We start from the raw sequence: 23538 nt of genomic DNA, 5'->3' as shown, positions 1-23538 counted from the left end.
TCGACCACCACGACGAGTCAACCGCTTGCCGAAACCGGCCGGAAAGCGATTGCTGTGCTACACGCACAGCAACCCCGCCCACGCACCCCGACGCCCACCACCCACCAACCCCGCCCGCGGCCCACCCGATCCAGCTCAGCCCTGATCCCGGCACCTCGCGACACAACCGCCGTACGTCGTGCAGCGCGTCCCGGAACCGCACCAACGCTCTTCCGCCGGCAGCGGCGGGACGTTCGAACAACGTGCCCCGGCGGGACAACGGCGACCAGCCCACCGCCCAAGAGGGTCAGCCCCTCCGCCGGCTCACGTCCGCATCGGCCCAGCCCGGACGCCCACCACTCACCAACCCCACCTCGCCAAGCGGGGCTGAGCGCGCAAGCACGACCCGAGCGCGAGTTGGTGAGTGATGCACGTCCGGTTGGGTACGCAGCCCCGGTGGGCGTTAGCGTCAGGCGACGAGAGGAGCACGGTGTCCAACGGTGAGCGCGAGGTCGGCCAGATCCACGAGGTCGGGCAGGACATCCACGACGCGCGCCCGCCGGGCGTCGTCCAGGATCGCCTGGCGGACGCCGTCCGCGAGGATCACGCGGTCGACCGCCGGCAGGGCGGACGGCGAGCCGACGACCACCGGGCCGCCGAGGAGCAGCAAGCCCGCGATGAGCAGCGCGAGCTCTACAGCACCCTCGACCTCGCCCTGCGGATCGGCGAGGTCCTGCTCTCCAGCGGTGCCGGTACGGCGGACGCCACCGCCACCATCCTCGGCGTCACCGCGGCGGGCGGGCTGCGCGGCTGCGAGGTCGACATCACCTTCACCTCGATCGCGATCTCCTACCAGGCCGCGCCCGACGTCGCACCCGAGACGCACATGCGCGTCGTCCGGTACCGGAGCCAGGACTTCTCCCGCCTCACCGACGTCGACCGCCTGGTCCGGCACTTCGCCCGCGGCGAGCTGACCCGCGAGGAGACCAGCCGCGAACTGGCCCGGATCGTCTCCGCCGGCCCGCCGTTCCCGCGCTGGAGCTCGGTGCTCGCGTGGGGCGTGATGGCCGGCGGCGCGACGCTGCTGCTCGGCGGCGGCTGGCTGATCACCGCGATCGCCGTCGTCACCGCGGTCCTGATCGAGCTGAGCAACCGCTGGTTCAACCGCCAGCGCCTCCCCGCGTTCTACCAGCAGGTCGCCGGCGCCTTCGTCGCGACCGCGGTCGCGCTCGTCCTGTACGCCGTACACGCGCCCGTCAAACCGTCCCTGGTCGTTGCCGCAGGCATCATCATGCTGCTGGCCGGGATCGCGCTCACCGGTGCCGTGCAGGACGCGATCACCGGGTACTACGTGACCGCCGCGGCCCGGCTCCTGGAGGCGATGCTGCTCACCGGCGGCATCATCGCCGGGGTCAGCCTCGGCCTCACGCTCGGGCTGAAACTCGGCCTCCCGGTCGCGATCGAGGCGCAGACGATCCAGCTCGCGAACCTCCCGGTGATGGTCACGTCAGGCGCGCTGATGGCCGTGGCGTTCTGCTACGCGTCGTACGCACCACTGCGCTCGCTGCTCCCCGTCGCACTCGTCGGCGCGGCTGGTTCGCTCGCGTACACGCTGATGGCCGAGGCCCAGTTCGGCCCGGCGTGGTCGACCGCCGTGGCAGCCTTCGTCGTCGGCCTCGCCGGCTACTCGCTGGGTCGCCGTACGGGCGTCCCGCCGCTGGTGGTCGTCGTCTCCGGCACGATCCCGCTGCTTCCCGGGCTGACCATCTACAAGGGCCTCTTCGAGCTGATGGGCAGCGGCCAGCTGATCGGCATCGTCAGCCTCGCCACCGCGGTCGCGATCGGAGTCGCGTTGGCCTCCGGAGTGATCCTCGGCGAGTACGTCGCCCAGCCCATCCGCCGCGAAGCCCGCCGCCTCGAAGACCGCCTGGCCGGCCCGCGCCTCGTCGGCCCCCGCCGCCCGATCCGCCCCCGCCAGCCGCGCCCCCGCCGTACGACGTCCCGCCGCTCCCGCAGATCTAAGTAGTTGTGAGCCCCAGCTCCACCAGCGCGGCGTTCCCTCGTACGGCGTCCTCCCCACCCGCGAGCACCAACGTCCGCGCTGCCTGATACCCGCACCCAGCGGCCTCGAACGCCGCAACCGTCGCCAGCACCGCAGCCCGATCGCCGTCCAGCAACGCCTCCGCCCGATCCACCATCGCCGCAGCAATCGGGTTCCCAGCAACCACAGCCCGCGCCTCACTCACCCGCTCACGCGCATCCGCACCACCCGCCAGCACCGCAGTCTCAGCCCGCAGCGCGACGTACCAGTGGTGCCAGATCCACGTCACCCACTTCCACACCTCATCCGGTTCCCGCGAAACCCGCTGGAGCGCCGCGGCAACGTCCCCGTCGTGCAGCAGCAACAACGTGTCGAACACCGCGCCATACCCGGAGGCCTGCTCAGCCGGAGTACCCAACTGCTCGAGCACCCCCAACCACTCCCGCTGCGCCTCGCGATCCCCCCGCATCCCATGCACCATCGCGACCGCCGTCACTGCCGGACTCAACGACGACCCCGCCGGCCGGCCGGCCCGCTCCCACGCATCCAGGAAGCGAACACTCCGCGCCAACACCTCATCGACGTTCCCCGCAAACGCATCAGCAACCAGCAGCCAGTTGGTAGCCCGATGCCCGACCTCAGCCAGCAGCGCATGATCCGCCAGCTGCCCCGCCCACCGCCGAGCCGCCTGCAGATCCCCCGTCCCGAGGCTCGCCTCAGCAGCCTCCGCGAGCGCCTCGATCAGCTCATGCGTCGCCGCCGGCGTCGGCGCCGCAGACGCCAGCAGCTCCATCCGCCGCTGCGTCATCGCCGCCGCACCGAACGTCTCCCCAGCCCAGCTCAAAGCACCAGTCAGTACGTCGAGCGCAACCGACTCCGCCAGCCGATCACCCGCCTGATGAGTCAACTCGACTGCCCGCTCAGCCAGCGCGATCGTCGCCGCGACGGTGTCACCCGGATGCCCCTCCACGGTCATCACCGCAGCATTCAGCGCCTGCCCAGCCTCAGCCACCGCAACGGTCGCCCGAGCAACCTCAAGCCCGAGACCTTCGTCAGCGTCAGCAACCAACCCCCGCGCCCGCGCGATCAGCGCATCCGTCTCCTCCAGCGCCAACCGCCGTACGAAGTTCCCCGCGAACCGGTACGACGTCAGCGCCACCGTCGCCAGATCCCGCGCCGCCCCCGCCGAATCCCCCGCCCCGAGCGCAGCCTCAGCCGCCGCCCGGTACAGCCGGTACACGTCATCCCCCCGCATCCGGCACCCCGCCACCGCCGCCGCAAGCCGCAACGCATCCGCGGCCAACCGCGGGTCATCGGCCAGCGAAGCCGCCTGCTCGTACCGCTGCTGCGACTCCCCGATCAACGTCCGCGTGAACGTCAGCTCCGCCAACCCCAGCGCCAGCCGATAAGCATCCGACCGCTCAACCTCAGCCGACCAAGCCAACGCAGCCCGCAGATCATCAGCCACCGCATCAAACCCAGCCCGCCAGTCAACCCGCGCCACAGCCAGCGAAGCAGCCTGCCGCAAGCACCACTGCAGATGCCGAGCCCGAGCATCCGCGAGCTCGCCCGCGTCGCTCAACCGCTCAGTCGCGTACTGCCGAATCGTCTCCAACGCCCGGTACGCCGTACCGCCGCCCACCGCGGTCACCACCAGCAAGCTCTGCTCCGCCAACCGAGCCAGCCCCTCAGCGACGAGGAAATCCTCAACCCCCGTCACCTCCGAAGCCGCAGCGACAGTGAACGGCGACACGAACACCGACACCCGCCGCAACAACGCCTGGTCCTCGGCCTCGAGCAGCGCATGACTCCAGTCCAGCGCCGCCCGCACCGACCGATGCCGCTCGTCAGCCCGCGACCCACCGGTCAGCATCCGCAACGGATGCGACAGCGCCGCCGCGATCCCGTCCAGCCCGAGCGTCTGGTACCGCGCCGCCGCCAGCTCGATCGCCAGCGACATCCCGTCCAACCGCTCACAGATCGCCGCGACCCGCTCACGATCCGCCTCCGCGAGCGGCGATCCACCCGCCGCCGCGCGCTCCATGAACAGCGTCACCGCGTCCGACTCTCCGTCAGCCGGCAGCGACAGCGGCGGTACGGCGTACACGCGCTCGAACGGCACCATCAGCCGAGCCCGACTCGTCGCCAGTACGGCGACCCGCGGGCACGCCGCGAGCAGCCGCTCGAGCAGCACCGCGACACCGTCGACGACGTGCTCGCAGTTGTCGAGGACGAGCAGCGCCTGCCGATCGGCCAACGCGGCCACCACCGACTCGGTCATGTCCCGCCCCGGCTGTTCGCCGAGCCCGAGCGTCCCCGCGATCGCCGTCGCGATCATGTCCGCGTCGGCCACCGGCACGAGATCGACGAACCAGACGCCTCCGTCGTACTCGCTCGCAGCCTGAGCTGCCACAGCCAACGCCAGCCGAGTCTTGCCGACTCCGCCGGGCCCAACCGCAGTCACCTCACGATGAGCCTTGAGCAGGTCGAGCAGCGCAGCCTTCTCGCCATTCCGCCCGACGAACGAAGTGAGAGGCGCGGGCAGTAACAGAGTTGGTCGAGACGGGCGTGCGTCCGTCGTCTTCTCCGCAAGCGACCCCTGACGGTCGGCGGCACCCTGCGCGAGCGCCCGCCGATCGGACACCTCCAGCTTCCGCAGCAGCGACGACACGTGGCTCTCCACCGTGCGCACCGAGATGTGCAGCCGGGCCGCGATCTCCGCGTTGGTGAGGTGGGCGCCGACCAGCTCCAGCACCTCCGACTCACGGAGCGAGATCTCGGCGACGGCGGTCATGCGGGCCATCTTCCCCCATCCGGGGACCCAGCACGGAGCGGTTTCCGTACCGCGTCCCCGTGGTCGCTTTCCGTACCGGAATCCGTGCTCAGCACGGATGTGGACCAGTACCCCGAACCGAAAAACTGAAGTCACGAACACAGCGGGCCGCACCGGCCCCCGACCTCCAGGAGCCACCGTGACCAGCACCCGCGGCATCTTGACCGTCCTCCACCCCGTCTCCGACCTGACCAAGGCCAAGACCGTGTACGCCGCCCTGCTCGGCGTCGAGCCGCAGACCGACTCGCCGTACTACGTCGGCTTCGACGCCGAGGGCCAGCACATCGGCCTGGTCCCGGACGGTGGTCCGCAGGGCATGACGTCGCCGGTCGCGTACTGGCACGTCGCCGACCTCGACGCGAAGCTCGCCGAGGTCACCGAGGCCGGCGCCACCGTCCACGAGGCCCCGCACGAGGTCGGCGCCGGCCGCCGGGTCGCGACCGTGATCGACCCCGACGGCAACGTCCTCGGCCTGCTCCAGGACAGCTGAAACCCCGCAAACCCGCATTCTCCCGCAAAGGAACCCCGTCATGACCACGTTCGACGCCGTCACCCTCGAAGTTTCCGACACCGCCGCCGCCACCGACTTCTACCGCGCCACCGGTCTGGAGAGCTACGTCACCGTCCGCCCCGCCGAGGGCCCGTCGACCGGCTTCCGCGGTTTCGCGATCTCGCTGGTCGTCGCCCAGCCCGGCAACGTCGACGCGATCGTCGAGACCGCGGTCGCCGCCGGTGCCACGGTCCTGAAGCCGGCCGTGAAGTCCTTCTGGGGGTACGGCGGCATCCTGCAGGCCCCGGACGGCACGATCCTGAAGATCGCCACCTCGAAGAAGAAGGACACCGACCCGGTGACCCGCGAGATCGACCAGGTCGCCCTGCTGCTCGGTGTGGCCGACGTCAAGGCCAGCAAGCGCTTCTACGTCGAGCAGGGGCTGCCGGTCGGCAAGAGCTTCGGCGGCAAGTACGTCGAGTTCAGCACCGAGTCCCCGGTCACGCTGGCGCTGTACCCGCGGCGGGCCCTCGCCAAGGACGCCGGCGTCTCCGCGGAGGGCAGCGGCTCGCACCGCATCGTCCTCGGCAGCGACGCCACCCTGACCGACCCCGACGGCTTCGTCTGGGAAACCACCGCCGCCTGACCTCAACCAACACCCGAAGACCCAACATCTGCAAGGAGAACCGCGATGACCGCGACGTACGAAGGTTTCACCGCCGAAGAGCGGGCCGCGATGAAGGAGCACGCCAAGGACCAGAAGAAGGCCGCCCGCCGCACCAGCGCCGCTGAGAAGGCCGCCGAGGCCGCCCGCGACGTCCTCACCAAGATCGCCGAGATGAGCGACACCGACCGCGTCATCGCCGAGCGCGTCCACACCGTCGTCACCACCGCCGCTCCCCAGCTCGCCCCGAAGCTCTGGTACGGCATGCCCGCCTACGCCCTGAACGGCAAGCTGGTCTGCTTCTTCCAGCCCGCCGACAAGTTCAAGTCCCGCTACCCCACCCTCGGCTTCACCGACCAGGCCGCCCTCGACGACGGCACCATGTGGCCCGCCGCCTACGCCCTCACCGCCATCACCCCGGCCACCGAGTCCCGCATCACCGCCCTGGTCGAACAAGCCGTCAACTGACCCCGCCAACCCCCAAAGGCCCAGGCCCAGATCCCCACGGATCTGACCTGGGCCTTGGCGCGTTCAGCGCAGGAGGCCGAGCTCCTCGACCAGCTGGTCCGGCGCACCGAGAAAGGCCTCCGCACCGACGTCCCCGTACGCGACGTTGAACGTGTCGAGTGAGTACACCCACCCGGCGTTCCGGGACTCGCGGTAGTTGAGCTGCCACCGCAGCCACTCCCCACGCTCCACCCGAACCGCCGGAGGCCGCCGCCCCCGCGGCGGCATCGGATACCGAAGCTGTGGGTACACCCGAAGCGCGTCGCCTTCATCCGTCAGCTCGAGCCCCGTCGCGAACAGCACCTTCCGCGGCGTCCCCGGCAGCTCGACCACCTCGTCGAACGGCTCGAACGCGTTCGCCTCGGTCTGGACGACCGAGTGCAGCATCGGCCGCGGCGCCCGCGGCACCGGGAAGGCGATGGGTACGGCGTTCGGGACCGTCGCGGCGGCTCCTCCGCGTGACTGTGTGGTCCAGCTCGTCCGTACCCGCTGTACGACGACGTCCATGAGCCGATCGTCGCAGGAGCCCGCAGCTCACCGCCATCAAGTTTTCAGCGTGGTTCCAAGCGCCACGTCTGGGGTTGCAGGTTGTTGCAGGTCCAGGTCGCAACGTTGGCGCCAGGGGTGGAAGAGCCGCCGGCGACATCCAGGCACAGGTTGCTGTTCTGGCCGATGAACTTGTAGTAGTTGCGGCCGACGTTGACGGCTCGCCAGCGTTGCCAGCCGCCGTCCTGGCAGGTCCATTGCTGGACGTTCGCGCCGGGGGTCGAGGAGTTGCTGGCGACTTCGACGCAGAGTTGCGAGTTCTGGCCGCGCAGCCGGAAGAAGCCGTTGCCCTCCGAGGTGAACTGGAAGTTCTGCGGGCCCAGGTTGTTGCAGGTCCACTGCTGGATGTTCCCGCCAGGCACGCGGGAGTCGGCAGCGACGTCGAGGCAGTGGCCCGACTGGGCGCTCACCAGACGGTACGTCGCATTCGCCACGCCCGCAGCATCCTGGGTGCCGATCGCAGACCCGGACGCGTAGTACGTCTTGCACACCGAGCCGTCCCAGTCGCTGGCCAGCTGAAGCACCCGCGAGCCGTCCGCGGACGGGACCAGCGGCGAGCTGTAGTTCGGGCAGAAGTTGTTCACCGGGTTGTTCACCGCCACCGGTGCCGGGATCTCGTACCAGAGACCGTTCGACCCCTCGGTGTTCACGAACACCGTCCGGCCGTTGTCAGCGGCAATGGTCCCGTTCGCGTTCTGCAGGATCTGCCCGACCAGCAGCAGCTTCCCGTTGGGTGCACCGGCGCTGGAAGACCACGCGAGCGTCGGCGCATGCGTGAAGTACTTCCCGTCCGGAGTCTGCGCCCGTACGCCGAGCGCCGCCGGCGACCCCCAGTTCCACCCGTCCCCGGACGTCCGCGTGTGCACCACGCAGTCGTACTGCCCGCCGAGCCCGCAGATCTCGTACACCATCACGTACGTCCCGCTCGGCTGCTTCCGTACGACGGGCATGCCGGGCCGGTGCCCGAACGTCGGCGAGGACACCGTCGGGCTCCGATCAGTCCACGTGATCCCGTCGACGCTGCGGGTCTCCATCAGCTTCTGGCTGTGCGCCGCATCCGTCTCGTCCGCGTAGTGGCACACCAACCGCCCATCGGAAGAAACGGAGAACTCCGGCTCCCACAACCCCTTGATGTTCGGCGCCGTGGCGCAGTTCGACAGGTACGACCAGCTGCGCCCGAGGTCGTTGCTCTTCCAGATCCTCAGCGCCATCGGCCGCGCGTCCGCGCCGACCGACGCGGCCCACAGCATCGTCCCGGCCGGCATCGCGCCGACCTGCTGCGGCAGCTCGTACAAGGTCGCGCAGCACAAGCCCTTCCCGCCGGCCGACCCCGGGTCGGCGACCGTTCCGACCTGCGCGAACGTCGCGCCGCTGTCGGTGCTCTCGTAGATCGCCCCGAGCCCGTTGTTCCCGCTGAAGGTCACGACGCTCGCGAGGATTCGCCCGTTCGCGGCGCCGTTGTGCTCGAGCCGTACGGCGCGCGGGAAGAGCCCGGTGTCGCTGCGAAGCAACTGCCCGGTCGCCTCGACCTGCGCGGAAGCGCTCGTCGTACCGACCAGAACGCCGGCCAGCAGAGCGATCGCCAGCAACAGGCGGCGCATCACCGGATCTCCTCGAGCACCACGTCGTCGAGCTGGAACCACACGTCCTGCCCGTGCCCGGTGAACCCGGCGTACACCTGCACCAACGACTCACGCCCGGAGTCGAACTCGACACTCACCTTCTCGTACGCCGGATGCGCGCCACCCGCCTTCGACGAAACAGCCCGCCCCGACAACGTCCGAACCCCGACCACCGTGTCCCGGTTGTTCTCCGCCGTCCGCACCCAGGCCGACAACCGGTACCGATGCCCCGGCCGCACCGCCACGTTCTGCTGCACCGAGTGCGCCCCGATCGAGTCCCGCAGATAGGCGTTCCGCGACCCGCTGTGCCCGAGATCGGTCGAGTCGATCCCACCCCGCCCGTTCAACTGCCACGGCGCCGACGGCGTCGCCCCCGCCTGCTCCTCGAACCCAGGATCCGTGACCAGGTTCGTCACCGACCCGTCGTCGGTCAGCTTGGTGTGCATCAGGAACACGTTGTACGGATCCCACTGCGACATCGTGAAGTACAGATCGGACCCCGACGACCAGGGATGCATGAACGTCCCGTAGAGCCCCGGAAAGTCGGTGCCCTTGACAACGACTTTCTCACCACTCCACGGCCCGGTCAGCGACGCTGCCGACCGCAGTACGACGGACGCCCGCTGCTCGTCCAGGTACATCATCAGCCACTTCCCGAGGTGCGCGTTCCACTGCACCGACACCTCGCTCACCGGCCCGATCGCGATCGGCGCGGCCGCGCTCTCCCGCGGCGACCACGACCGCCCGTCCCAGTACCGCCAGGCGCCCTTGTTCAGCACCTGCTTCTCCGGAACGCGCGCCAGGTGAGCGTTCCCGAACCGGCCGTTCGGCGTACCGACCATGTAGACGTAGCCCTGGGAGCGCACCAGCGCGGTCATCTGGAAGTTGCTCGACCAGGTCCTGTCGTTGACCCAGCGCGCCTTCGGATCCTTCGTCCAGGTTTCGCCGTTGTCGTCGGAGTAGGCGAAACCCGAGTAGTTGGTGAACCAACTGCCAGCCGGCCCCCAGTAGTTGACCGACATGTACTGCACGTACTGACGCTTGCCCACGGCAACACCGGCGGTCGGGATCACCGTGTGCTCGTCGCGGTCGATCTTCTTGCAGCCCAGGAACTCCTTGGCGTGCCCGGGCCGGTCCGCGGCGGCGCTGTCCAGCGTCATCCCGTCGGCCAGGTTGCGGTCCTTGCTGCGGAACAGCAGGTTGCACCGCCAGTCGATGGTCGCCGGGTCACCGACACCGCCGCCCGGACCGGTCCAGCCGCTCCCGTAGCTGTCGCCGAACGCGGTCAGGATCTCGCCGGACCCGTTGTCCCAGAGGATCCCGAGATCGGTCGCCTTCAAGGCGAACCGGGCCTCGGTGTCGTTGATCGAGCCGGGCCCGGTCAGCTTGGCGACCTGAGTCGCAGGCGCCGGTACGGCGCCGGCCAGCGCAGCCGGCGGAGAGGTGCCGGGCAGCAGGGCGGCGCCGAGCGCGAGTGGCAGGAGGAGGGCGAAACGCTTCGGCATACGGATCTCCTAGCGGGGGCGGACGCGAGAGAAATCGATTTCCCAGCCAACGTAACCGCCCACCCGCGCGAGGTCAACGGTTGAAGTCCTGGTGAAATCAGGACGCGCGTTCGATCGCGTCCGCGGTCTGTACGGCGGCCCGCTCCGCCCGCAGCTGCGCGCCGATCTCCGCCGCGCGATCCCGGAAACCCTCGGTGAGCACGGGTTCCAGCGCGTCGAGCAGCGTGAGCTCGGTCAGCTGCGTGAAGGGCAACGTCGTCCCCACGCCCAGGCGCCCGAGCTGCGCACCCCAGAACGGCTGGTCCGCGAAGATAGAGCACACGACCGTCGGCAACCCGGCGCGCAGCGAGCTGGCCGTCGTACCGGCTCCGCCGTGGTGGACGGCCGCGCGGCACAGCGGCAGCACCGCCTCGTGATCGAGCTCGGCGACCACGCGGACCTTGCCGTCGTCGGACGCCCCGGCCGCGACCTCGCTCCACCCGGCGCCGACCAGCGCGCGCACCCCGAGCGAGCTGCTCACCTTGCTGATCAGCGTCAGCGCGGCCTGCGGATCGAGCACCGGCATGCTCCCGAACCCGAAGTACACCGGCGCCTCATCCGCGGCGATCCACTCCACCAGCCCGTCGCCGGCCGACTGATGCAACGCAGCGCGCTGCGACGGCGAGGGCGTCAGAAACCCTGTGAGCGGGCGCCGTACATCCCACTCCGCCAACTCCGGTACGACGTACCGGCTGTACGCCTGCACCTCCAACGCGCCCGCCCGAGCAAGCCGCCGCGACGAAGTCTCCGAGGTGCTCGGCAGCCCGAGCTTCGCCCGCAGATCGTTCACGAACGGCGCGAACAGCGGCCAGCTGTTCCGCTCGACCTCGTCGTACGTCGCCAGGTTCTCCTCGGGCGAGAACACGTCGGTCGACACCAGCAGGTGCGGAAACGCCGCGTTCCGCCGCATCGGCGCGTGGTGCACCGCGACGTACCGCAGCCCCCGGCTCTCCGCGATCACGACACCCTCGAGCTCGGTCGCCGTCCCCGACACCAGCACGTCGGCGCCCTCGACGAGCTCCAGCAACGAAGCGTGCAGCTGGTCCGCGATCTGGTGCTTGTGGTCGATCAGCCAGCGCACGTACGACGCGACGTCCCCGGCCGCGAGCCACCGCCGCCCCTGCTCCGACTCCAGGAACTCGCGCGCACTCATCTCCATGTCGACGGTCGGTACGCCGAACGCCGGCCCGATCCAGGCCAGGTCCGACGACGTCGCCAGGACGACGTCGTGCCCGCGCCCCATCAGCTCGGCGGCCAGCACAGCCATCGGCTGCGCGTCCCCACGGCTTCCCATCCCCACCAAAGCGATTCGCACGAGCCCACCCCAGAGCCAGTCGGCACACGAATCACCGATGCTAGCCGTCTAGACCGGTTCAGTACGCCGGACTTCCGGCGTGGTTTACTGCTGCTGGTGCGATTCCAAGGTGTGACGGCGGGGAGCTGATCCCCGGCCCGTCGGCTCCGTACGGCGTACGGAGTGACCCGGTCCGACCGGGGCCACGCGGTGATACCCCGCTCTCGTGCTCGGACCCTGCCGGGTCCCTGGTCATCTCTGGACGCGGGAGCTGACACATGTTCACCGGAAGAATCGAGCGGACCGCGGTCGTCGCGGAGGTGGGCGCCGAGGCGCTCCGGATCACCGTCGACACCGACGTACCGCTCGCCGAGGGTGGTGCCGTCTGTCTGGACGGCGTACGGATGACGATGCAGGCGGCCGCGCCGGGCGCGCTGGTCGCGACGCTGACCGACGAGACGCGTCGGCGGACGACGTTCGACCGGGTCGAGGCCGGCGCCGAGGTGCACTTCGAGCTGCCGCTGGCGGCGGGCGACCGGATCGACGGGCACCTGGTGCAGGGGCACGTCGACGGCGTCGGCAAGGTGCTGCGGATCGACGACGAACCGGCCGGGCGCCGGGTGTGGATCAAGCCGGCCGACCGGCAGCTGGCCCGCTTGGTGGCCAAGTCGTCGGTCGCGCTGAACGGGGTGAGTCTGACCGTCGCCGAGGTGCTGAAGGATCGCTTCTCGGTGGTGCTGGTGCCGAACACGCTCCGGCGTACGACGCTCGGCAGGCTCGCGGCCGGGGACCGGGTGAACCTGGAGAGCGACCTGCTCACGCGGATGGCGCGGGAGGGGCACGGGCCGGAGCTGCTGCGGGCGGTCGCGCGGCTGCCGTGGGCCGGGCAGCTGAGCGGGGAGGTCGGCGTACAGAAGGTGGTCGCGCAGTTGGCGGCCGGGGGCGGGGTCGTGGTGTGGGACCCGACGCTCGAGGGGGAGGGGGACGTGGTGTTCGCGGGGGAGCGGTTCCGGCCGGAGGCGATGACGTTCCTGCTGACGCAGGTGTGTGGGCACACGACGATCCCCTGTGCGGCGAGCGTGCTGGAGCGGCTGGAGATTCCGCCGATGCCGGGCGAAGGCGATCGGCAGGGGACGGCGATGCATGTGCCCGTCGACCTCGCGTCGCTGCCCGGGACCGGTGTGAGCGCGGCCGATCGTGCGGCGACCATCAGACGGCTCGCCGCGCCGGATGCTGTTGCGGCCGACTTCCTGCGACCCGGGCATGTCTTCCCGCTGGCCGCGCGACCGGGCCTGCTCGCCGAACGCAAGGGGCACACCGAGGCGACCGTCGCGCTCTGTGAAGCGGCGGGGCTCGCGCCGGTCGGGGTGTGTTGCGAGGTGATGCGCCCGGACGGCGTGATGGCGGACGCGACCGACCTGGAGCAGTTCGCGCTGCGCTGGGAGCTGCCGATGATCGACGTCGACGACCTGGCCCGCTGGCTGTGACCGCGTTGTACGACGACCCGGACTTCCTGTCCGGCTACCGCGAGCTCCGCCGCAGCGGGCGCGGACTGAACGAGGACCTGGAGATCCCGGCGATGAACGCGCTGCTGCCGCTCGGCGGGACGCTCGCAGAGGCCGGTCGCGAGCGCGGGGGGCGGGGCGGACCTGAAGGAGCGGATCGACGCGGTCGGACCGGACGCGATCGACGTGGCGGGTTGCGAGTCGCGGATCTCGGGTGCGGCGAGGGCGAGCTCGCCCTGCGGCTGGCCTCGGCCGGTGCCTGGGTGGTTGCGGTCGACGCGTCGGCCGCCATGCTCAGCCGGGCCACCGAACATCCTCGGATCCGTTACCGGCAAGAGGATCTGGCGCGACTCGACCTGCCGGCGTCGTCCCTCGATCTCGTGGTGAGCAGCCTCGCACTGCACTACGTCGAGGACTTCACCGGCCTGGTCTCCCGCGTCGCCCACTGGCTGGTCCCCGGCGGCCGCTTCGTCTTCTCCGTCGAGCATCCCGTGATCACCGCACCGCGCGGCGCCGCCGACCTGCTCGTCGACGACTACGCCGATGAGGGCTCCAGGCAACGAACCTGGTTCGTCGACCACGTCGTCAAGTACCACCGCACGATCGGCTCGACCGTCGAAACCCTGCTCGGGCAGGGTTTCACGATCGAAGCCCTGCGGGAACCGCAACCAACCCGCGCGCAGGTGGACAGCAAGCCCCACCTGGCGATCCACCGCCGCCGCCCACCGATCCTACTGATCGGGGCGCGGCTGGTCAGTCCACCGCGAGCGCAGCCCGCGCTTTCGCGTAGCGGCTGAGCAGCAGCGGCCGCAGCCAGCGGACCGGCGCTGGGAAGTTGGCCATCATGATGTCGTAGCCCTGGGCTCGAGTGGGATTCTCCATCAGACCGAGCACCCACTCGGGCCCGGCCTTCGGGGCGCCGGCGACGATCGCCTTGCGGAGCTTGACGATCTCGTCGGCCGGTACGTCGGGGAACAGCTCGCGCAGGATCGGTTCCTCGGTGTCGAGATGGCCGGCGAGGACGTCCCGGACCTCGAGCGCGGCGGTCAGGATCGCCCCCGGCTGGGCAGGAAACGCTGACCGGCCGGCGGCAGCGGTGCCCAGAGCGACGGCCTGCGCCGAGAGCTGCTCCAGTGCCACGTCCAGCTTGTCGTGCTCGACCGACAGGGCGTCCAGTTCCGCGACCACCTCCGGAAAGCGCGCCCGCAGCAGTGGCCAGAACAGCTCGTCCTCGCTCTCGTGGTGATGGTGGATGAACCCGGCCTGCCAGGCGATCAGCTTGACCAGCGCCTTCACCTGCACCGGGCGGCCGGCGTCCACGGCCAGCAGTGCGTCCACGACCAGCGCGGTGCTGCGCCGCATGATCGTGTGCACCGCGATCAGTTCGTCGTACAGCCGCAGGCCCTCGTTCACGGTGACTCCAAATTCAGGTGAAGGTGTTTCTAATGATTTCTGCCAGCGTAGCCTGAACCCATGACGCCGCGGTCCTACCACTCCCCACGACGGCAAGAAGTTGCCGCCGGCACCCGTCGGGACATCGTCGACGCCGCCCGCCGGCTGTTCGCGGCGCAGGGCTACGCCCGCGTCCCGGTGACCGAGATCGCGACGGCGGCCGGGGTCTCGGTGAAGACCGTGTACGCCAGCGTCGGCAACAAGCCCGAGATCCTCGCCGAGATCATCGGCCTGAGCATCCAGGAGTCGGACGCGAGCGCCGTGCTGGACCGGGTGCGCGCGAGCGCGGACCTGCGGGGAGCGCTGACCGAGCTGGCCGCCGGGACGAGGCAGGCCAACGCGGAGCAGGAGGAGGCGGTCGACGTCATCTACTCCGCGCTGGGCGCGCACGAGGTCGCCGAACAGGCGTGGCGCGACAGCACCACGGCGTACCGGGCGGCCCTGAGAGAAGCGGCCGACCACCTGATCGCGCTGAAGGCGGTCGATCTGAGCGTGGAGAAGGTGGCGGACGTGCTCTGGCTGACGTTCGGCTTCGGCGCTTGGCGGACGCTCGTCCGCGACTGCGGCTGGACGTGGGACGCAGCCGAGGACTGGCTGCGGGAGCAGGCGTACGCCGTACTGGATCCCGGGCGCGGGTGACCCCCGGGCGGTTCAAGCGTTAGAGTTACCGACGGGAAACATCATCTGTGGCTCGGAGGATCGACGTGGCGTTTGGTAGGACGTCCCCCAGGGATCTGCCGTTGTTCGCGGACCTGTCCGGCCGTGAGATCAAGGACATCTTCCGGGCCGGCGAAGAGGTCTCGGTCCCGGCGGGCTGGTCGCTGATCCTGGAGCAGACGCCGCCGGACGCGGCGTACCTGATCCTGGCCGGCACCGCCTCGGTGCGGGTCAAGGGCGAGGAGATCGCCGAGCTCGGCCCGGGCGACATCGCCGGCGAGGTCGCGGTCCGGCAGAACCGCTTGCGCACGGCAACGGTCACGGCCCGGTCCCGGCTGCAGCTGCTGCACTTCACCCGGGAGAAGTTCGACGACCTGACCACTCGCCTGCCCAACTTCCGCGACGCCATCGACGCCACCATCGCCGAACGCCGTGGCCCCCAGCCCGACGCCTGAGCCCGCCGCGGCTCCGCCTGACCTCGGGGCGCTGGCGAAGGAGTTCGAGCGCACGCTGCTCGGTGGCGAGCGGACGTTCACCCGCCTGCAGGTCTCCGAGCGGGCCGGGATCTCGTACGAGCGCGCCGAGCGGATGTGGCGCGCGCTCGGGTTCGCGACCGTCCCGGACGACGAGGTCGCGTTCACCGCGGACGACGTCGAAGCGCTCCGGCTGGTCGCCGCGCTGGAGGACGACGGCTTCATCGACCCGTCGGTCGAGTCCTCGCTCGCGCGCAAGCTCGGCCAGACCCAGTCCCGCCTCGCGTCCTGGCAGTCGGCGATGTTCCTCGACTTCCTCGCGCACGCGAAGCTCCCGGCCGACGAGGCGATCGAGGTCGCCGGGATGCTGCTGCCCGCGATGGAGAAGCTGCAGACCTACGTCTGGCGGCGCCACCTCGCCGCTGCCGCGGGCCGTTCGGTGGCCGGCTCCGACGAGTTGGCCCGCGGGATCCGCGCCGTCGGGTTCGCCGACATCGTCAGCTACACCCGCCTGACCCGCCGCCTGACCGAGGCCGAGCTCGGCGAGCTGATCGAGCGCTTCGAGGGCATGGCCGCCGACGTCGTCGCGCAGAACGGCGGCCGGGTGATCAAGTCGATCGGCGACGAGGTCCTGTTCGTCACCGACACCGCTGCGCAGGGCGCCGCTGTCGCACTCGCTCTCCAGGACCACGTCGCGAGCGTCGAGGACCTGCCCGACCTGCGGATCGGCCTCGCGTACGGCGGGATCCTGATCCGCCTAGGCGACGTGTACGGCGAGACCGTCAACCTCGCCGCCCGGCTCACATCGGAGTGCAAGCCCGGCCGGGTCCTGGTCGACCGCGAGCTGGCGGCCGCGCTGGACGGCCACACGTCGTACCACCTGCGCCGCCTCCGCCGGGTGAGCGTCCGCGGCTACCACCACCTCACGCCGTACGCGCTGCAGCACAACCACTGAGTCGATCCCTGGTGGTTGTTGGGACAATGGTTGAGTGCGTGAAATCTTGAGCCCGGCGGAGTTGTCCACGGCCGCCGACGGCGACGCGAAGGTCCTGTGGGCCGCCCAAGGCCTCACCGACGGCAACCGGGCCTGGTCCGCCGGGGACGCGGTCGCCGTCGTGGCGCCCGACCTGTCCCGGCACGACCGCATCGTCGTCCACGGTCCGGTCGACGATGCGGCACCGCTGGTCCGGGACGTCCTCGGGATCGTCGGTACGGCGTACCGGCCGTTCGGCGACGAGGAGCTGATCCGCGGGCTCGTCGACCGCATCCCGGAGCTGAACCTGCGCGCGACCTTCGGCTGGATGGAGATCGACGAGGCACCGGTCGAGACCGTCACCGCGCGCTGGTTCTCGGACGACACCGGCGTCGCCGAGCTGCTCGAGCAGGCCTCGCCGACGTCGTACGCCTGGCCGGGGGACCGCGGGATCAACCGCTGGGCCGGCATCGAGGAGTCCGGCGAGCTGCTGAGCGTCGCGGCCGACGCCTGGAGTGCGCCGGAGGTCGGATTCGTCGCCGGGGTCGCGACGCGACCGGCAGCGCGCGGCCGCGGGCTGTCGCGGCAGGTGTGCGCGTTCGTCACCACTGAGCTGGTGAAGCGGCACGGGCGGGTCGGGCTGATGGTTGATGGCGGCAACGAAACCGCGATCGGGCTGTACCGCAAGCTGGGCTACCGGTACCACCCGGTCGGGGCGGCGCACCTGTAGCCCAGCGAGACGTCAGCGGGTCGGCGGCGGGACGGTCAGCGTGACGCCGGTCGACGGCTTCGCGCTGGGGGTCGGCGTCGGCTTGGCGGTCCCGGAGGTCGGCGTCGGGTTCGGCGTCGGCGTCGGGTTCGCGCTCGGCCCACCGGTCGGTGCCGGGGTCGGCGCGGTCGGTGTCGCGGGCGCCGGCGGCGGCACGAACGGCGCCTTCGTGCTGTCCTTGCAGCCCATCTCCTCACCCGTGTCCGGGTTGTACTCCCCGGTCGGGGAGTCCGGCTCGATCACCGGCTGCGGGAACAGGTTGCTGACCGTGCTCCCGCCCCGGCCGTAGGTGTTCGCGCAGTCGCTCAGCGGCAGGTTGAGCGGCTGCCCGTTCTCCGTGTACAGCCGGACGCTGACCTGCCGCCCCTGCTCGTCGAACGGGTACAGGTTGTTGATCGGCTCGCCGTCGAGCACCAGCCCGTTCTGGTACGACGGGCCGCCGCTCCGGTCGTCGTAGGTGCGCAACGAGAACAGCCCGTTCGACGCCCCGACGAAGCTCCCGGCGAGGGCCGCCGGGACCGCCAGGACCGCGATCACGTTCAGCGGTACGACGTACCAGAGCCAGCGCCGGTCCTGCTGGCTGCGCCGCCCGATCCAGATCGACACCCCGGCGCCCGCGATCGCACCCACGACCGCGACGGCCCCGGCGCCGAACAGCGCGAAGAACCCGCCGCCGCCCATCGCGCCGCGGAACACCCACCAGACCGGCTGCCCGACGCTGACCAGCTCGGTCCGCACGTTCGGCGGGATCTGCGCGATCAGCCCGCGGACGAACTCCGCACCCTGCGCACCGCGCGGCGTGTCCAGCACCGCCCGCGGGCTGTTGTTGCCCAGGGCCCGTACGCCGAGGAACGCGGCGGCGAACAGCACCGCCAGCCCGATCAGCCCGAGGAACCCAGCCGGCCCCGGCGACGCGGTGAGCAGCCCGATCAGCACCAGGAACGGCCCGAAGATCCCCGCGATGATGCCCCAGCGCAGCGCCTTCTCGGCGGCGCTCTCGTTCAGCTCCGGCGGTCGCGTGGACGCCGGGTACCCGGCCGCGGTGCGCAGCTGGTCGGCGTACTGGCGAGGGGTGCCGAGGCGTTCCCACAGCTGACCCTCGGTCGGCTCCTGCTGGAACTCGGCCGCGACCTCGGTGAGGTGGCTCGCGACGTCGTCGAGCACGTCCTCGAGCTCACCCGGCGGCAGGTCGGACAGCTCCGCCTTGACCTGCGCCAGATAGGTCGCGATCGTCCCGGTCAAGGTGCTGTTCACGCTGCCTCCTCCTTGGTGGTCAGCAGGCCCGCCATCGTGCCGGCGAAGTGGTTCCAGGTCTTGGTGGACTCGGCCAGCAGGGTGAGACCGATCGGGTTCAGCCCGTAGTACTTGCGGTGCGGGCCCTCCTCGCTCGGCTGCACGTACGACGTCAGCGCGCCGGCCGCGAACAGCCGCCGCAGCGTCCCGTACACCGAGGCGTCGGCGACGTCCTCGAGCCCGGCGGCGCGCAGCCGCCGGAGCACGTCGTAGCCGTACCCGTCGGCGTCGCGCAGGACGGCGAGCACCGCCAGGTCCAGCACGCCTTTGAGCAACTGACTCGGATCCATCGGCCTCTCCCGCTCGTCCACGTCCGGCGCACCGCCGCCCCGGGCCCCTCAGACCGGACCGGCGGTGCTCTGCCGTTCACACTACTACACATCCCGCAGTAGTCCGCATCATCAACATCGGTCCGGTTGCGCAAGTTCGATCAAGTCCGTCCCGGCCTCCAGGCCGCACAGTGGACCCATGACCGACGTGTACGCCGACTTCGTGGCCGCCGTCGCGGAGAGCCTGGACGGCTCCGCCCCGGCGGCGACCGGTACGACGCTCGCCCGCCGCGCCTACCTGTCCCGGTTCCACTTCGACCGGGTGATCAGCGCGGCCGCGGGCGAGTCGCCCGCCGCGTTCCGGCGCCGGCTGCTGCTCGAACGGGCGGCGTACCGGCTGCTGGCCGAGGACGTCGGCGTGCTGGAGATCGCGGTCGACGCGGGCTACGGCTCGCACGAGGCGTTCACCCGGGCGTTCGCGCGGGCGTACGGGATGTCGCCGCGCAGCTGGCGCGGCGAGCCGTCCCGGGTGTTCTTCCTGGCCGCACCGAGCGGCGTGCACTTCCAGCCACCGGCAGGGCTCCGGCTGCCGGCGAGGAGAAAGGTGAGAGGGATGGACGTTCTGGTCCGGATGGTCGAGCACCACGCGTGGCTCACCGGTGAACTGATCGAACGCGGGGCCCGGCTCGACGCCGCGGCGCTGGACCGGCCGATCGAGCTGTCGGTCGAGGGGATCGACGACGACACCTCGATCCGGTACCTGCTGGACCGGCTGGTCTGGCAGGAGGAGATGTGGCTGGCCTCGGTCGAGGACCGGCCGTTCCAGGTGCCGGAGTGCGGCCGCGACGTGACCACGCCGATCCCGGAGCTGCGCACCCGGCACGCCGACGCCGGCGCCCGGTTCGTTGCCCTGGTCAACCGTCTGAACGACGAGGGCCGCTTCGACGAGAGCTTCGTCGACACCACCTGCGAACCACCCCGGGTCTTCACGTACGGCGGAATGGTCGCGCACGTGCTCACCTTCGCCGCGCACCGGCGCTGCGTCCTGGTCGGCGCCTTCCACAGCGCCGGCGTCACCGACCTCGGCTTCGGCGACCCGATGGAGTTCGTCGCCGGCTAGTCGCAGCGGGTAGGCGTGAACTCGTCGAGCGACGTGACGCGGTAAACGTCCTTGTAGTCGGGCGAACCCTGCTGTACGCCGTACCGGATCTCGCCGGGCTTGAGCGTCTTCAGGTCCTCCGGAGTGAAGACCGTCAGCCCGCCGAACGACTGGTGCTTCTCGGCCCAGCTCCGGATCTTGTACGACGTCCCCGGCCGTAACTCCGGTACAGCCGTGACGGGCTTCCAGCGCGCGTCGCCGGTCGCCAGTGGGAACTGCTGGACCGATTTCGCGCCCTTTGACGTTGTGTACTGGGCGATCGGCAGCTTCGTGTCCTTGCGGGACTCGTCGAACAGCTGCAACTCGACGAGCTCTCCCTCCTTGCAGTCCTCCAGGACGATCACCGGGCGGCCGGTCGTGTCCACGGTGAGGCCGACCTGGGAGGGGATGTAGCCGGGGCCGCAGCCGGTCAGGACCGCCGCCGTACAGAGTGTGGCGGCGACCAGACCGATCTTCAGCATTTCGTCAGCGTAGGACGCTGTGGGTCCAGCTGATGGAGCCGGCGACCGGTGCGCGAGGTCTAGGCGACGGTGATCCGGGTGGTCTCGCCCGGCTGGAGATCCAGGTCGACCAGCTCGTCACCCAGTCGGACCTGCTGCGGCGTCGAGCGCTCCGCGGCGGTGATCTCGGCTGCGGTGAGCTTCCCGTCCGCCCATGCGAGGTCGACCGTGTACCCGCCACGCGCCCGCAGTCCGGTGACGCTCCCGGTCGGCCAACTGCCCGGCAGCGCCGGCAACAGCTCGATCTCGGTCCCGGTCGACTGCACGAACAGCTCGGCCATCGCGCCGGTCCCGCCCGAGTTCCCGTCGAAGGCGTACACGTTCTCGTCGACCCCCGCGATGCCGGCCACGGAGTACGACAGCAGGTTCGCCTCGCTCGCGTCGGCGATCAGCGACCGGACGTGCTGCAGCGCGAGATCGCCCTTCTGCAGGCGCGCGTAGAACGCGATCAGGTTCGCCTCGACCCACTCGGTCTGCTCCCACCCGTCCGCGCCCTGCCGCCGGTCGATGATCACCTCGGCCGCCCGCGCGAGCTCCGGCGTCGTCCGGGGCGTGATCTGCCGCTCGGGGTAGAGCGCGATCAGGTGCGAGGTGTGCCGGTGGTTCGGCTCGGCCTCGTCGAAGTCGTGCAGCCACTCCTGCAGCTGCCCGTGCTTCCCGATCTGGAACGGCGGCAGCTTCGCGCGGGCCTTCGCGGTCTCGGCGCGGAAGTCCTCGTCGACGTTCAGCAGCTCGGACGCCTCACCACAGATCCGGAAGAGCGCGTCGATCAGCACCCGGTCGGTCGTGTTGCCCAGCGAAAGCGACGCCTTCTCGCCGTCGGGCGTCAGGTACCAGTTCTCGGGGGAGTCCGACGGTCCGCTGAGCAGGTAGCCGGTCTCCGGGTCCTCGGTCAGGTAGGCCAGGAAGAACTGCGCCGCGTCCTTCAGGACCGGGTACGCCCTGGTCGCGAGGAAGTCGAGATCGCGGTGGTACTCGAAGTGCTCCCACAGCTGCAGCGAGATCCAGATCCCGCTCGTCACGTGCAAGCCCCAGCCGAGCCCCCAGCCCGGCGCGCTGTAGCTCCACGCGTTCGACACGGTGTGCGAGACCCAGCCGGGTGCGCCGTACATCTCGGCGGCGGTCTTGCTCCCGCTCGCCCGAAGCCGGTCGATCAGGCCGAACAACGGCGGGTGACACTCGCCGAGGTTGGTGATCTCGGTGGCCCAGTAGTTCTGCTGGGTGTTGATGTCGAGGTGGTAGTCGTTGGTCCACGGGCCGCCGGAGGCGCGGCCGTCGTTCCACAATCCCTGCAGCGCAAGGGGGAGCGGTGAGTCGGCGCGCGACCCGGCGATCGTCAGGTACCTCCCGTACTGGAAGTACAGCGCGATCAAGCCCGCGTCTTCGTTGCCTTCAGCAAGTAGTCTGCGCCGCTCATCGGTCGGCTTCGGGTTGGTGTCGCCTTGGAGGTCGAAGCTCACCCGCCCCATCAGCGCCGCGTGATCCTCAACGTGCTCCCGCTTCAGTACGTCGTACGCCGGCACCTCCAGCAACGCCGCAGCCTGCGCCGGATCCGCCCCCAGCCAATCGGTGCCCACAGCAACCACAACGGTCACCGTGGTGGCGTTGCTGACCCGCAGTCCGTCCTCGTCCTCCTCGATCACCCCGTCGGTGATCACCCGAGCGTGGATCTCGACGGTCGCCCCGACCTTCCCGTTGCTGTGCAGCTCCTCGTACGCCTGCCCCCGCAGCACCAGCCGATCACCCTCGACGGTCACCTCAGCCGGAATCGCGTCCTCACTGAAGCCGACCCGATGACTCACCGGCGCACTGCTCGTCACCCTGACGACCAGCACCCCCGCGACGTTGCTCGCAAACACTTCCCGCTGGACGCTGTTACCACCCCGCCGGAACCCCGACCGCACGATCGCGTCGTCCAACTCCAAGGACCGCTCGTACCCCTCGACCTCCCCGTCGAGCCCGTGCTCGACCACCAACTCCGGCAACGCCACGTTCGTCCCGAACGCCGACGGCCGCCCCAGCAGATGCTCCCCCGCCAGCGCCTGCGCCTCGGCGTACTCACCTCTCAGCAGAAGCCGCCGAATCTGCGGCAGGTACTTCAACGCCGTCGTACTCACATCACTGTCCCCCGGCGCCCCCGACCAAGCAGTAGACGCCGACAACCGCACCCGCTCGGCGTCGACCCCGGAGAACACCATCCCCCCAACGCTCCCGTTCCCCACCGGCAACGCCTCGAACCACCGCTCCGCGGCCCGTTCGTACCAAAGCCGCCCCGCAGACTTCCCGGCACCCGCGACCCGCTCGACCACCTCACGCTTAAGCACCGCCACACCCTAAGCGCGCCGCTCGTGCGATGGCCGCAACCCCTCAGATCCTGGACTCCTGGTGCAGCGTCGGCCTGTAGATCAGCTCCTGGATGTTGCCGTCGAGCGTGTGGCTCTCCAGCAGCTCCAGATCGAAGTCCGCAGCGCCCGCGAACACCGGGACCTGGCCGGTCTGCCCGGTGAGCACCGGGAAGATCGTCAGCTGCACCCGGTCGACCAGACCGGCGGCCATCAGCGCAAGGTTCAGCGACACGCTCCCGTGCGAGCGCAGCGGTACGTCGGACTCCTCCTTCAGCTGCCTGACGACCTCGACCGCGTCCCCGCTCTCCAGCGTGGCGTCGGGCCAGTCGAGCGGGCCTTCGAGCGTGTTCGACACGACCGTCGCCGGCAGCGCCTTCATCCGTCCGATCCACTCGTCCATCCCGTCGGCCCCCGCGAGCATCGCCGCGTTCAACCGGTACGTCGCCGCGCCGTACACCATCCGCTGCGGTACGCCGTACTGCGCGGCCCGCCGCGCCAGGAACTCCGGCCCCTGCTTGCTCCAGTAGCCACCCCAGTCCCCGGTGTGCGACCCGAAGCCGTCGAGGCTGGCGAAGATGTCATAGGTGTAACTGACCGTCACTGTCGTACTCCTTGCGTCCGGC

22 protein-coding genes are annotated in these 23538 nt (G+C 70.4%); 11 read left to right on the top strand and 11 right to left on the bottom strand.

Translation table 11 applies throughout. The features are described 5' to 3' along the window. The first annotated feature begins 469 nt into the window (after nucleotides 1-469). Nucleotides 470-2005 carry a threonine/serine exporter family protein gene (locus ACZ6Z4_RS25985; protein ID WP_465569422.1) on the top strand — a complete coding sequence of 512 codons (1536 nt, stop codon included), beginning with the start codon at nucleotides 470-472 and terminating at the stop codon, nucleotides 2003-2005. On the opposite strand, the gene ACZ6Z4_RS25980 is transcribed toward ACZ6Z4_RS25985, so the two are convergent. After that, the gene (locus tag ACZ6Z4_RS25980; RefSeq protein ID WP_465569420.1) at nucleotides 1998-4814 is read right to left on the bottom strand and encodes an ATP-binding protein; all 2817 of its coding nucleotides are present in this window, start codon (nucleotides 4812-4814) and stop codon (nucleotides 1998-2000) included. The two genes, ACZ6Z4_RS25985 and ACZ6Z4_RS25980, sit on opposite strands and share 8 nt — an antisense overlap. Nucleotides 4815-4992: 178 nt before the next feature. Between ACZ6Z4_RS25980 and ACZ6Z4_RS25975 the strand changes: the two genes are divergently transcribed. From ACZ6Z4_RS25975 to ACZ6Z4_RS25965, 3 genes are read left to right on the top strand one after another with little or no spacing between them, the layout of a single operon-like run. Further along, the gene (locus ACZ6Z4_RS25975; RefSeq protein ID WP_465569418.1) at nucleotides 4993-5343 is read left to right on the top strand and encodes a VOC family protein; all 351 of its coding nucleotides are present in this window, start codon (nucleotides 4993-4995) and stop codon (nucleotides 5341-5343) included. Between the two features lie 40 nt (nucleotides 5344-5383). Next, complete coding sequence (locus ACZ6Z4_RS25970) at nucleotides 5384-5989, top strand: glyoxalase (protein ID WP_465569416.1); 606 nt, start codon at nucleotides 5384-5386, stop codon at nucleotides 5987-5989. A gap of 45 nt (nucleotides 5990-6034) precedes the next feature. Then, nucleotides 6035-6475: an iron chaperone gene (locus ACZ6Z4_RS25965; protein ID WP_465569414.1), complete on the top strand. Its 441-nt coding sequence runs from the start codon at nucleotides 6035-6037 to the stop codon at nucleotides 6473-6475. A gap of 63 nt (nucleotides 6476-6538) precedes the next feature. Here ACZ6Z4_RS25965 and ACZ6Z4_RS25960 read toward each other — a convergent pair whose 3' ends face one another. From ACZ6Z4_RS25960 to ACZ6Z4_RS25945, 4 genes are all read right to left on the bottom strand, one after another. After that, nucleotides 6539-7021, bottom strand: a complete 483-nt coding sequence (locus tag ACZ6Z4_RS25960) for a hypothetical protein (RefSeq protein ID WP_465569413.1) — start codon at nucleotides 7019-7021, stop codon at nucleotides 6539-6541. A gap of 44 nt (nucleotides 7022-7065) precedes the next feature. Next, the gene (locus tag ACZ6Z4_RS25955; RefSeq protein WP_465569411.1) at nucleotides 7066-8661 is read right to left on the bottom strand and encodes an RICIN domain-containing protein; all 1596 of its coding nucleotides are present in this window, start codon (nucleotides 8659-8661) and stop codon (nucleotides 7066-7068) included. Further along, nucleotides 8661-10187: a DUF4185 domain-containing protein gene (locus tag ACZ6Z4_RS25950; protein WP_465569409.1), complete on the bottom strand. Its 1527-nt coding sequence runs from the start codon at nucleotides 10185-10187 to the stop codon at nucleotides 8661-8663. Before ACZ6Z4_RS25950 ends, ACZ6Z4_RS25955 begins: the two co-directional genes overlap by 1 nt. Nucleotides 10188-10284: 97 nt before the next feature. Beyond that, entirely contained in the window at nucleotides 10285-11541 is a 1257-nt protein-coding gene (locus tag ACZ6Z4_RS25945; protein WP_465569408.1) for a glycosyltransferase, read from the bottom strand. A 257-nt stretch (nucleotides 11542-11798) separates the two neighbouring features. On the opposite strand from ACZ6Z4_RS25945, the gene ACZ6Z4_RS25940 reads away from it, so the two are divergent. Beyond that, nucleotides 11799-13007 (top strand): 3,4-dihydroxy-2-butanone-4-phosphate synthase, encoded by a 1209-nt coding sequence (locus ACZ6Z4_RS25940; RefSeq protein ID WP_465569406.1) that lies wholly within the window; start codon nucleotides 11799-11801, stop codon nucleotides 13005-13007. Then, complete coding sequence (locus ACZ6Z4_RS25935) at nucleotides 13004-13822, top strand: class I SAM-dependent methyltransferase (RefSeq protein WP_465569405.1); 819 nt, start codon at nucleotides 13004-13006, stop codon at nucleotides 13820-13822. The genes ACZ6Z4_RS25940 and ACZ6Z4_RS25935 overlap by 4 nt, the downstream gene beginning before the upstream one ends. Here ACZ6Z4_RS25935 and ACZ6Z4_RS25930 read toward each other — a convergent pair. Continuing rightward, nucleotides 13779-14438 (bottom strand): hemerythrin domain-containing protein, encoded by a 660-nt coding sequence (locus ACZ6Z4_RS25930; protein ID WP_465569403.1) that lies wholly within the window; start codon nucleotides 14436-14438, stop codon nucleotides 13779-13781. The two genes, ACZ6Z4_RS25935 and ACZ6Z4_RS25930, sit on opposite strands and share 44 nt — an antisense overlap. Nucleotides 14439-14498: 60 nt before the next feature. Between ACZ6Z4_RS25930 and ACZ6Z4_RS25925 the strand changes: the two genes are divergently transcribed. The 4 genes from ACZ6Z4_RS25925 to ACZ6Z4_RS25910 all read left to right on the top strand — a co-directional run bounded on the left by ACZ6Z4_RS25925 (nucleotide 14499) and on the right by ACZ6Z4_RS25910 (nucleotide 17310). Continuing rightward, nucleotides 14499-15116, top strand: a complete 618-nt coding sequence (locus ACZ6Z4_RS25925; protein WP_465569400.1) for a TetR/AcrR family transcriptional regulator — start codon at nucleotides 14499-14501, stop codon at nucleotides 15114-15116. 65 nt (nucleotides 15117-15181) lie between these two features. Next, the gene (locus ACZ6Z4_RS25920; protein WP_363677184.1) at nucleotides 15182-15589 is read left to right on the top strand and encodes a cyclic nucleotide-binding domain-containing protein; all 408 of its coding nucleotides are present in this window, start codon (nucleotides 15182-15184) and stop codon (nucleotides 15587-15589) included. Continuing rightward, nucleotides 15567-16562: an adenylate/guanylate cyclase domain-containing protein gene (locus ACZ6Z4_RS25915; RefSeq protein WP_465569398.1), complete on the top strand. Its 996-nt coding sequence runs from the start codon at nucleotides 15567-15569 to the stop codon at nucleotides 16560-16562. Before ACZ6Z4_RS25920 ends, ACZ6Z4_RS25915 begins: the two co-directional genes overlap by 23 nt. A gap of 34 nt (nucleotides 16563-16596) precedes the next feature. After that, entirely contained in the window at nucleotides 16597-17310 is a 714-nt protein-coding gene (locus ACZ6Z4_RS25910; protein ID WP_465569395.1) for a GNAT family N-acetyltransferase, read from the top strand. A 12-nt stretch (nucleotides 17311-17322) separates the two neighbouring features. On the opposite strand, the gene ACZ6Z4_RS25905 is transcribed toward ACZ6Z4_RS25910, so the two are convergent. Both ACZ6Z4_RS25905 and ACZ6Z4_RS25900 read right to left on the bottom strand, forming a co-directional pair. Then, entirely contained in the window at nucleotides 17323-18603 is a 1281-nt protein-coding gene (locus tag ACZ6Z4_RS25905) for a DUF1700 domain-containing protein (RefSeq protein ID WP_465569394.1), read from the bottom strand. Then, the gene (locus ACZ6Z4_RS25900) at nucleotides 18600-18932 is read right to left on the bottom strand and encodes a PadR family transcriptional regulator (protein ID WP_363677177.1); all 333 of its coding nucleotides are present in this window, start codon (nucleotides 18930-18932) and stop codon (nucleotides 18600-18602) included. The genes ACZ6Z4_RS25905 and ACZ6Z4_RS25900 overlap by 4 nt, the downstream gene beginning before the upstream one ends. 178 nt (nucleotides 18933-19110) lie before the next feature. Between ACZ6Z4_RS25900 and ACZ6Z4_RS25895 the strand changes: the two genes are divergently transcribed. Beyond that, nucleotides 19111-20031 (top strand): helix-turn-helix domain-containing protein, encoded by a 921-nt coding sequence (locus ACZ6Z4_RS25895; RefSeq protein WP_465569392.1) that lies wholly within the window; start codon nucleotides 19111-19113, stop codon nucleotides 20029-20031. On the opposite strand, the gene ACZ6Z4_RS25890 is transcribed toward ACZ6Z4_RS25895, so the two are convergent. From ACZ6Z4_RS25890 to ACZ6Z4_RS25880, 3 genes are read right to left on the bottom strand one after another with little or no spacing between them, the layout of a single operon-like run. Next, nucleotides 20028-20531 (bottom strand): hypothetical protein, encoded by a 504-nt coding sequence (locus ACZ6Z4_RS25890; RefSeq protein ID WP_465569390.1) that lies wholly within the window; start codon nucleotides 20529-20531, stop codon nucleotides 20028-20030. The genes ACZ6Z4_RS25895 and ACZ6Z4_RS25890 overlap by 4 nt on opposite strands. Nucleotides 20532-20590: 59 nt before the next feature. Beyond that, nucleotides 20591-22894 (bottom strand): glycoside hydrolase family 95 protein, encoded by a 2304-nt coding sequence (locus tag ACZ6Z4_RS25885; protein ID WP_465569388.1) that lies wholly within the window; start codon nucleotides 22892-22894, stop codon nucleotides 20591-20593. Nucleotides 22895-22937: 43 nt separating this feature from the next. After that, on the bottom strand, nucleotides 22938-23516 hold the full coding sequence (locus ACZ6Z4_RS25880) for a dihydrofolate reductase family protein (RefSeq protein ID WP_465569386.1): 579 nt from the start codon (nucleotides 23514-23516) through the stop codon (nucleotides 22938-22940). Nucleotides 23517-23538 lie beyond the last annotated feature (22 nt).

It is taken from the genome of Kribbella sp. NPDC104740, assembly GCF_055583505.1.
This window is presented reverse-complemented; position numbering and strand designations above follow the sequence as displayed.

Bases quoted from the DNA above. Each gene is read 5' to 3' on its own strand.
- ACZ6Z4_RS25980 (WP_465569420.1), bottom strand. From the start codon at position 4,814: ATGACCGCCGTCGCCGAGATCTCGCTCCGTGAGTCGGAGGTGCTGGAG.
- ACZ6Z4_RS25970 (WP_465569416.1), top strand. From the start codon at position 5,384: ATGACCACGTTCGACGCCGTCACCCTCGAAGTTTCCGACACCGCCGCC.
- ACZ6Z4_RS25965 (WP_465569414.1), top strand. From the start codon at position 6,035: ATGACCGCGACGTACGAAGGTTTCACCGCCGAAGAGCGGGCCGCGATG.
- ACZ6Z4_RS25960 (WP_465569413.1), bottom strand. From the start codon at position 7,021: ATGGACGTCGTCGTACAGCGGGTACGGACGAGCTGGACCACACAGTCA.
- ACZ6Z4_RS25955 (WP_465569411.1), bottom strand. From the start codon at position 8,661: ATGCGCCGCCTGTTGCTGGCGATCGCTCTGCTGGCCGGCGTTCTGGTC.
- ACZ6Z4_RS25950 (WP_465569409.1), bottom strand. From the start codon at position 10,187: ATGCCGAAGCGTTTCGCCCTCCTCCTGCCACTCGCGCTCGGCGCCGCC.
- ACZ6Z4_RS25940 (WP_465569406.1), top strand. From the start codon at position 11,799: ATGTTCACCGGAAGAATCGAGCGGACCGCGGTCGTCGCGGAGGTGGGC.
- ACZ6Z4_RS25925 (WP_465569400.1), top strand. From the start codon at position 14,499: ATGACGCCGCGGTCCTACCACTCCCCACGACGGCAAGAAGTTGCCGCC.
- ACZ6Z4_RS25900 (WP_363677177.1), bottom strand. From the start codon at position 18,932: ATGGATCCGAGTCAGTTGCTCAAAGGCGTGCTGGACCTGGCGGTGCTC.
- ACZ6Z4_RS25895 (WP_465569392.1), top strand. From the start codon at position 19,111: ATGACCGACGTGTACGCCGACTTCGTGGCCGCCGTCGCGGAGAGCCTG.
- ACZ6Z4_RS25890 (WP_465569390.1), bottom strand. From the start codon at position 20,531: ATGCTGAAGATCGGTCTGGTCGCCGCCACACTCTGTACGGCGGCGGTC.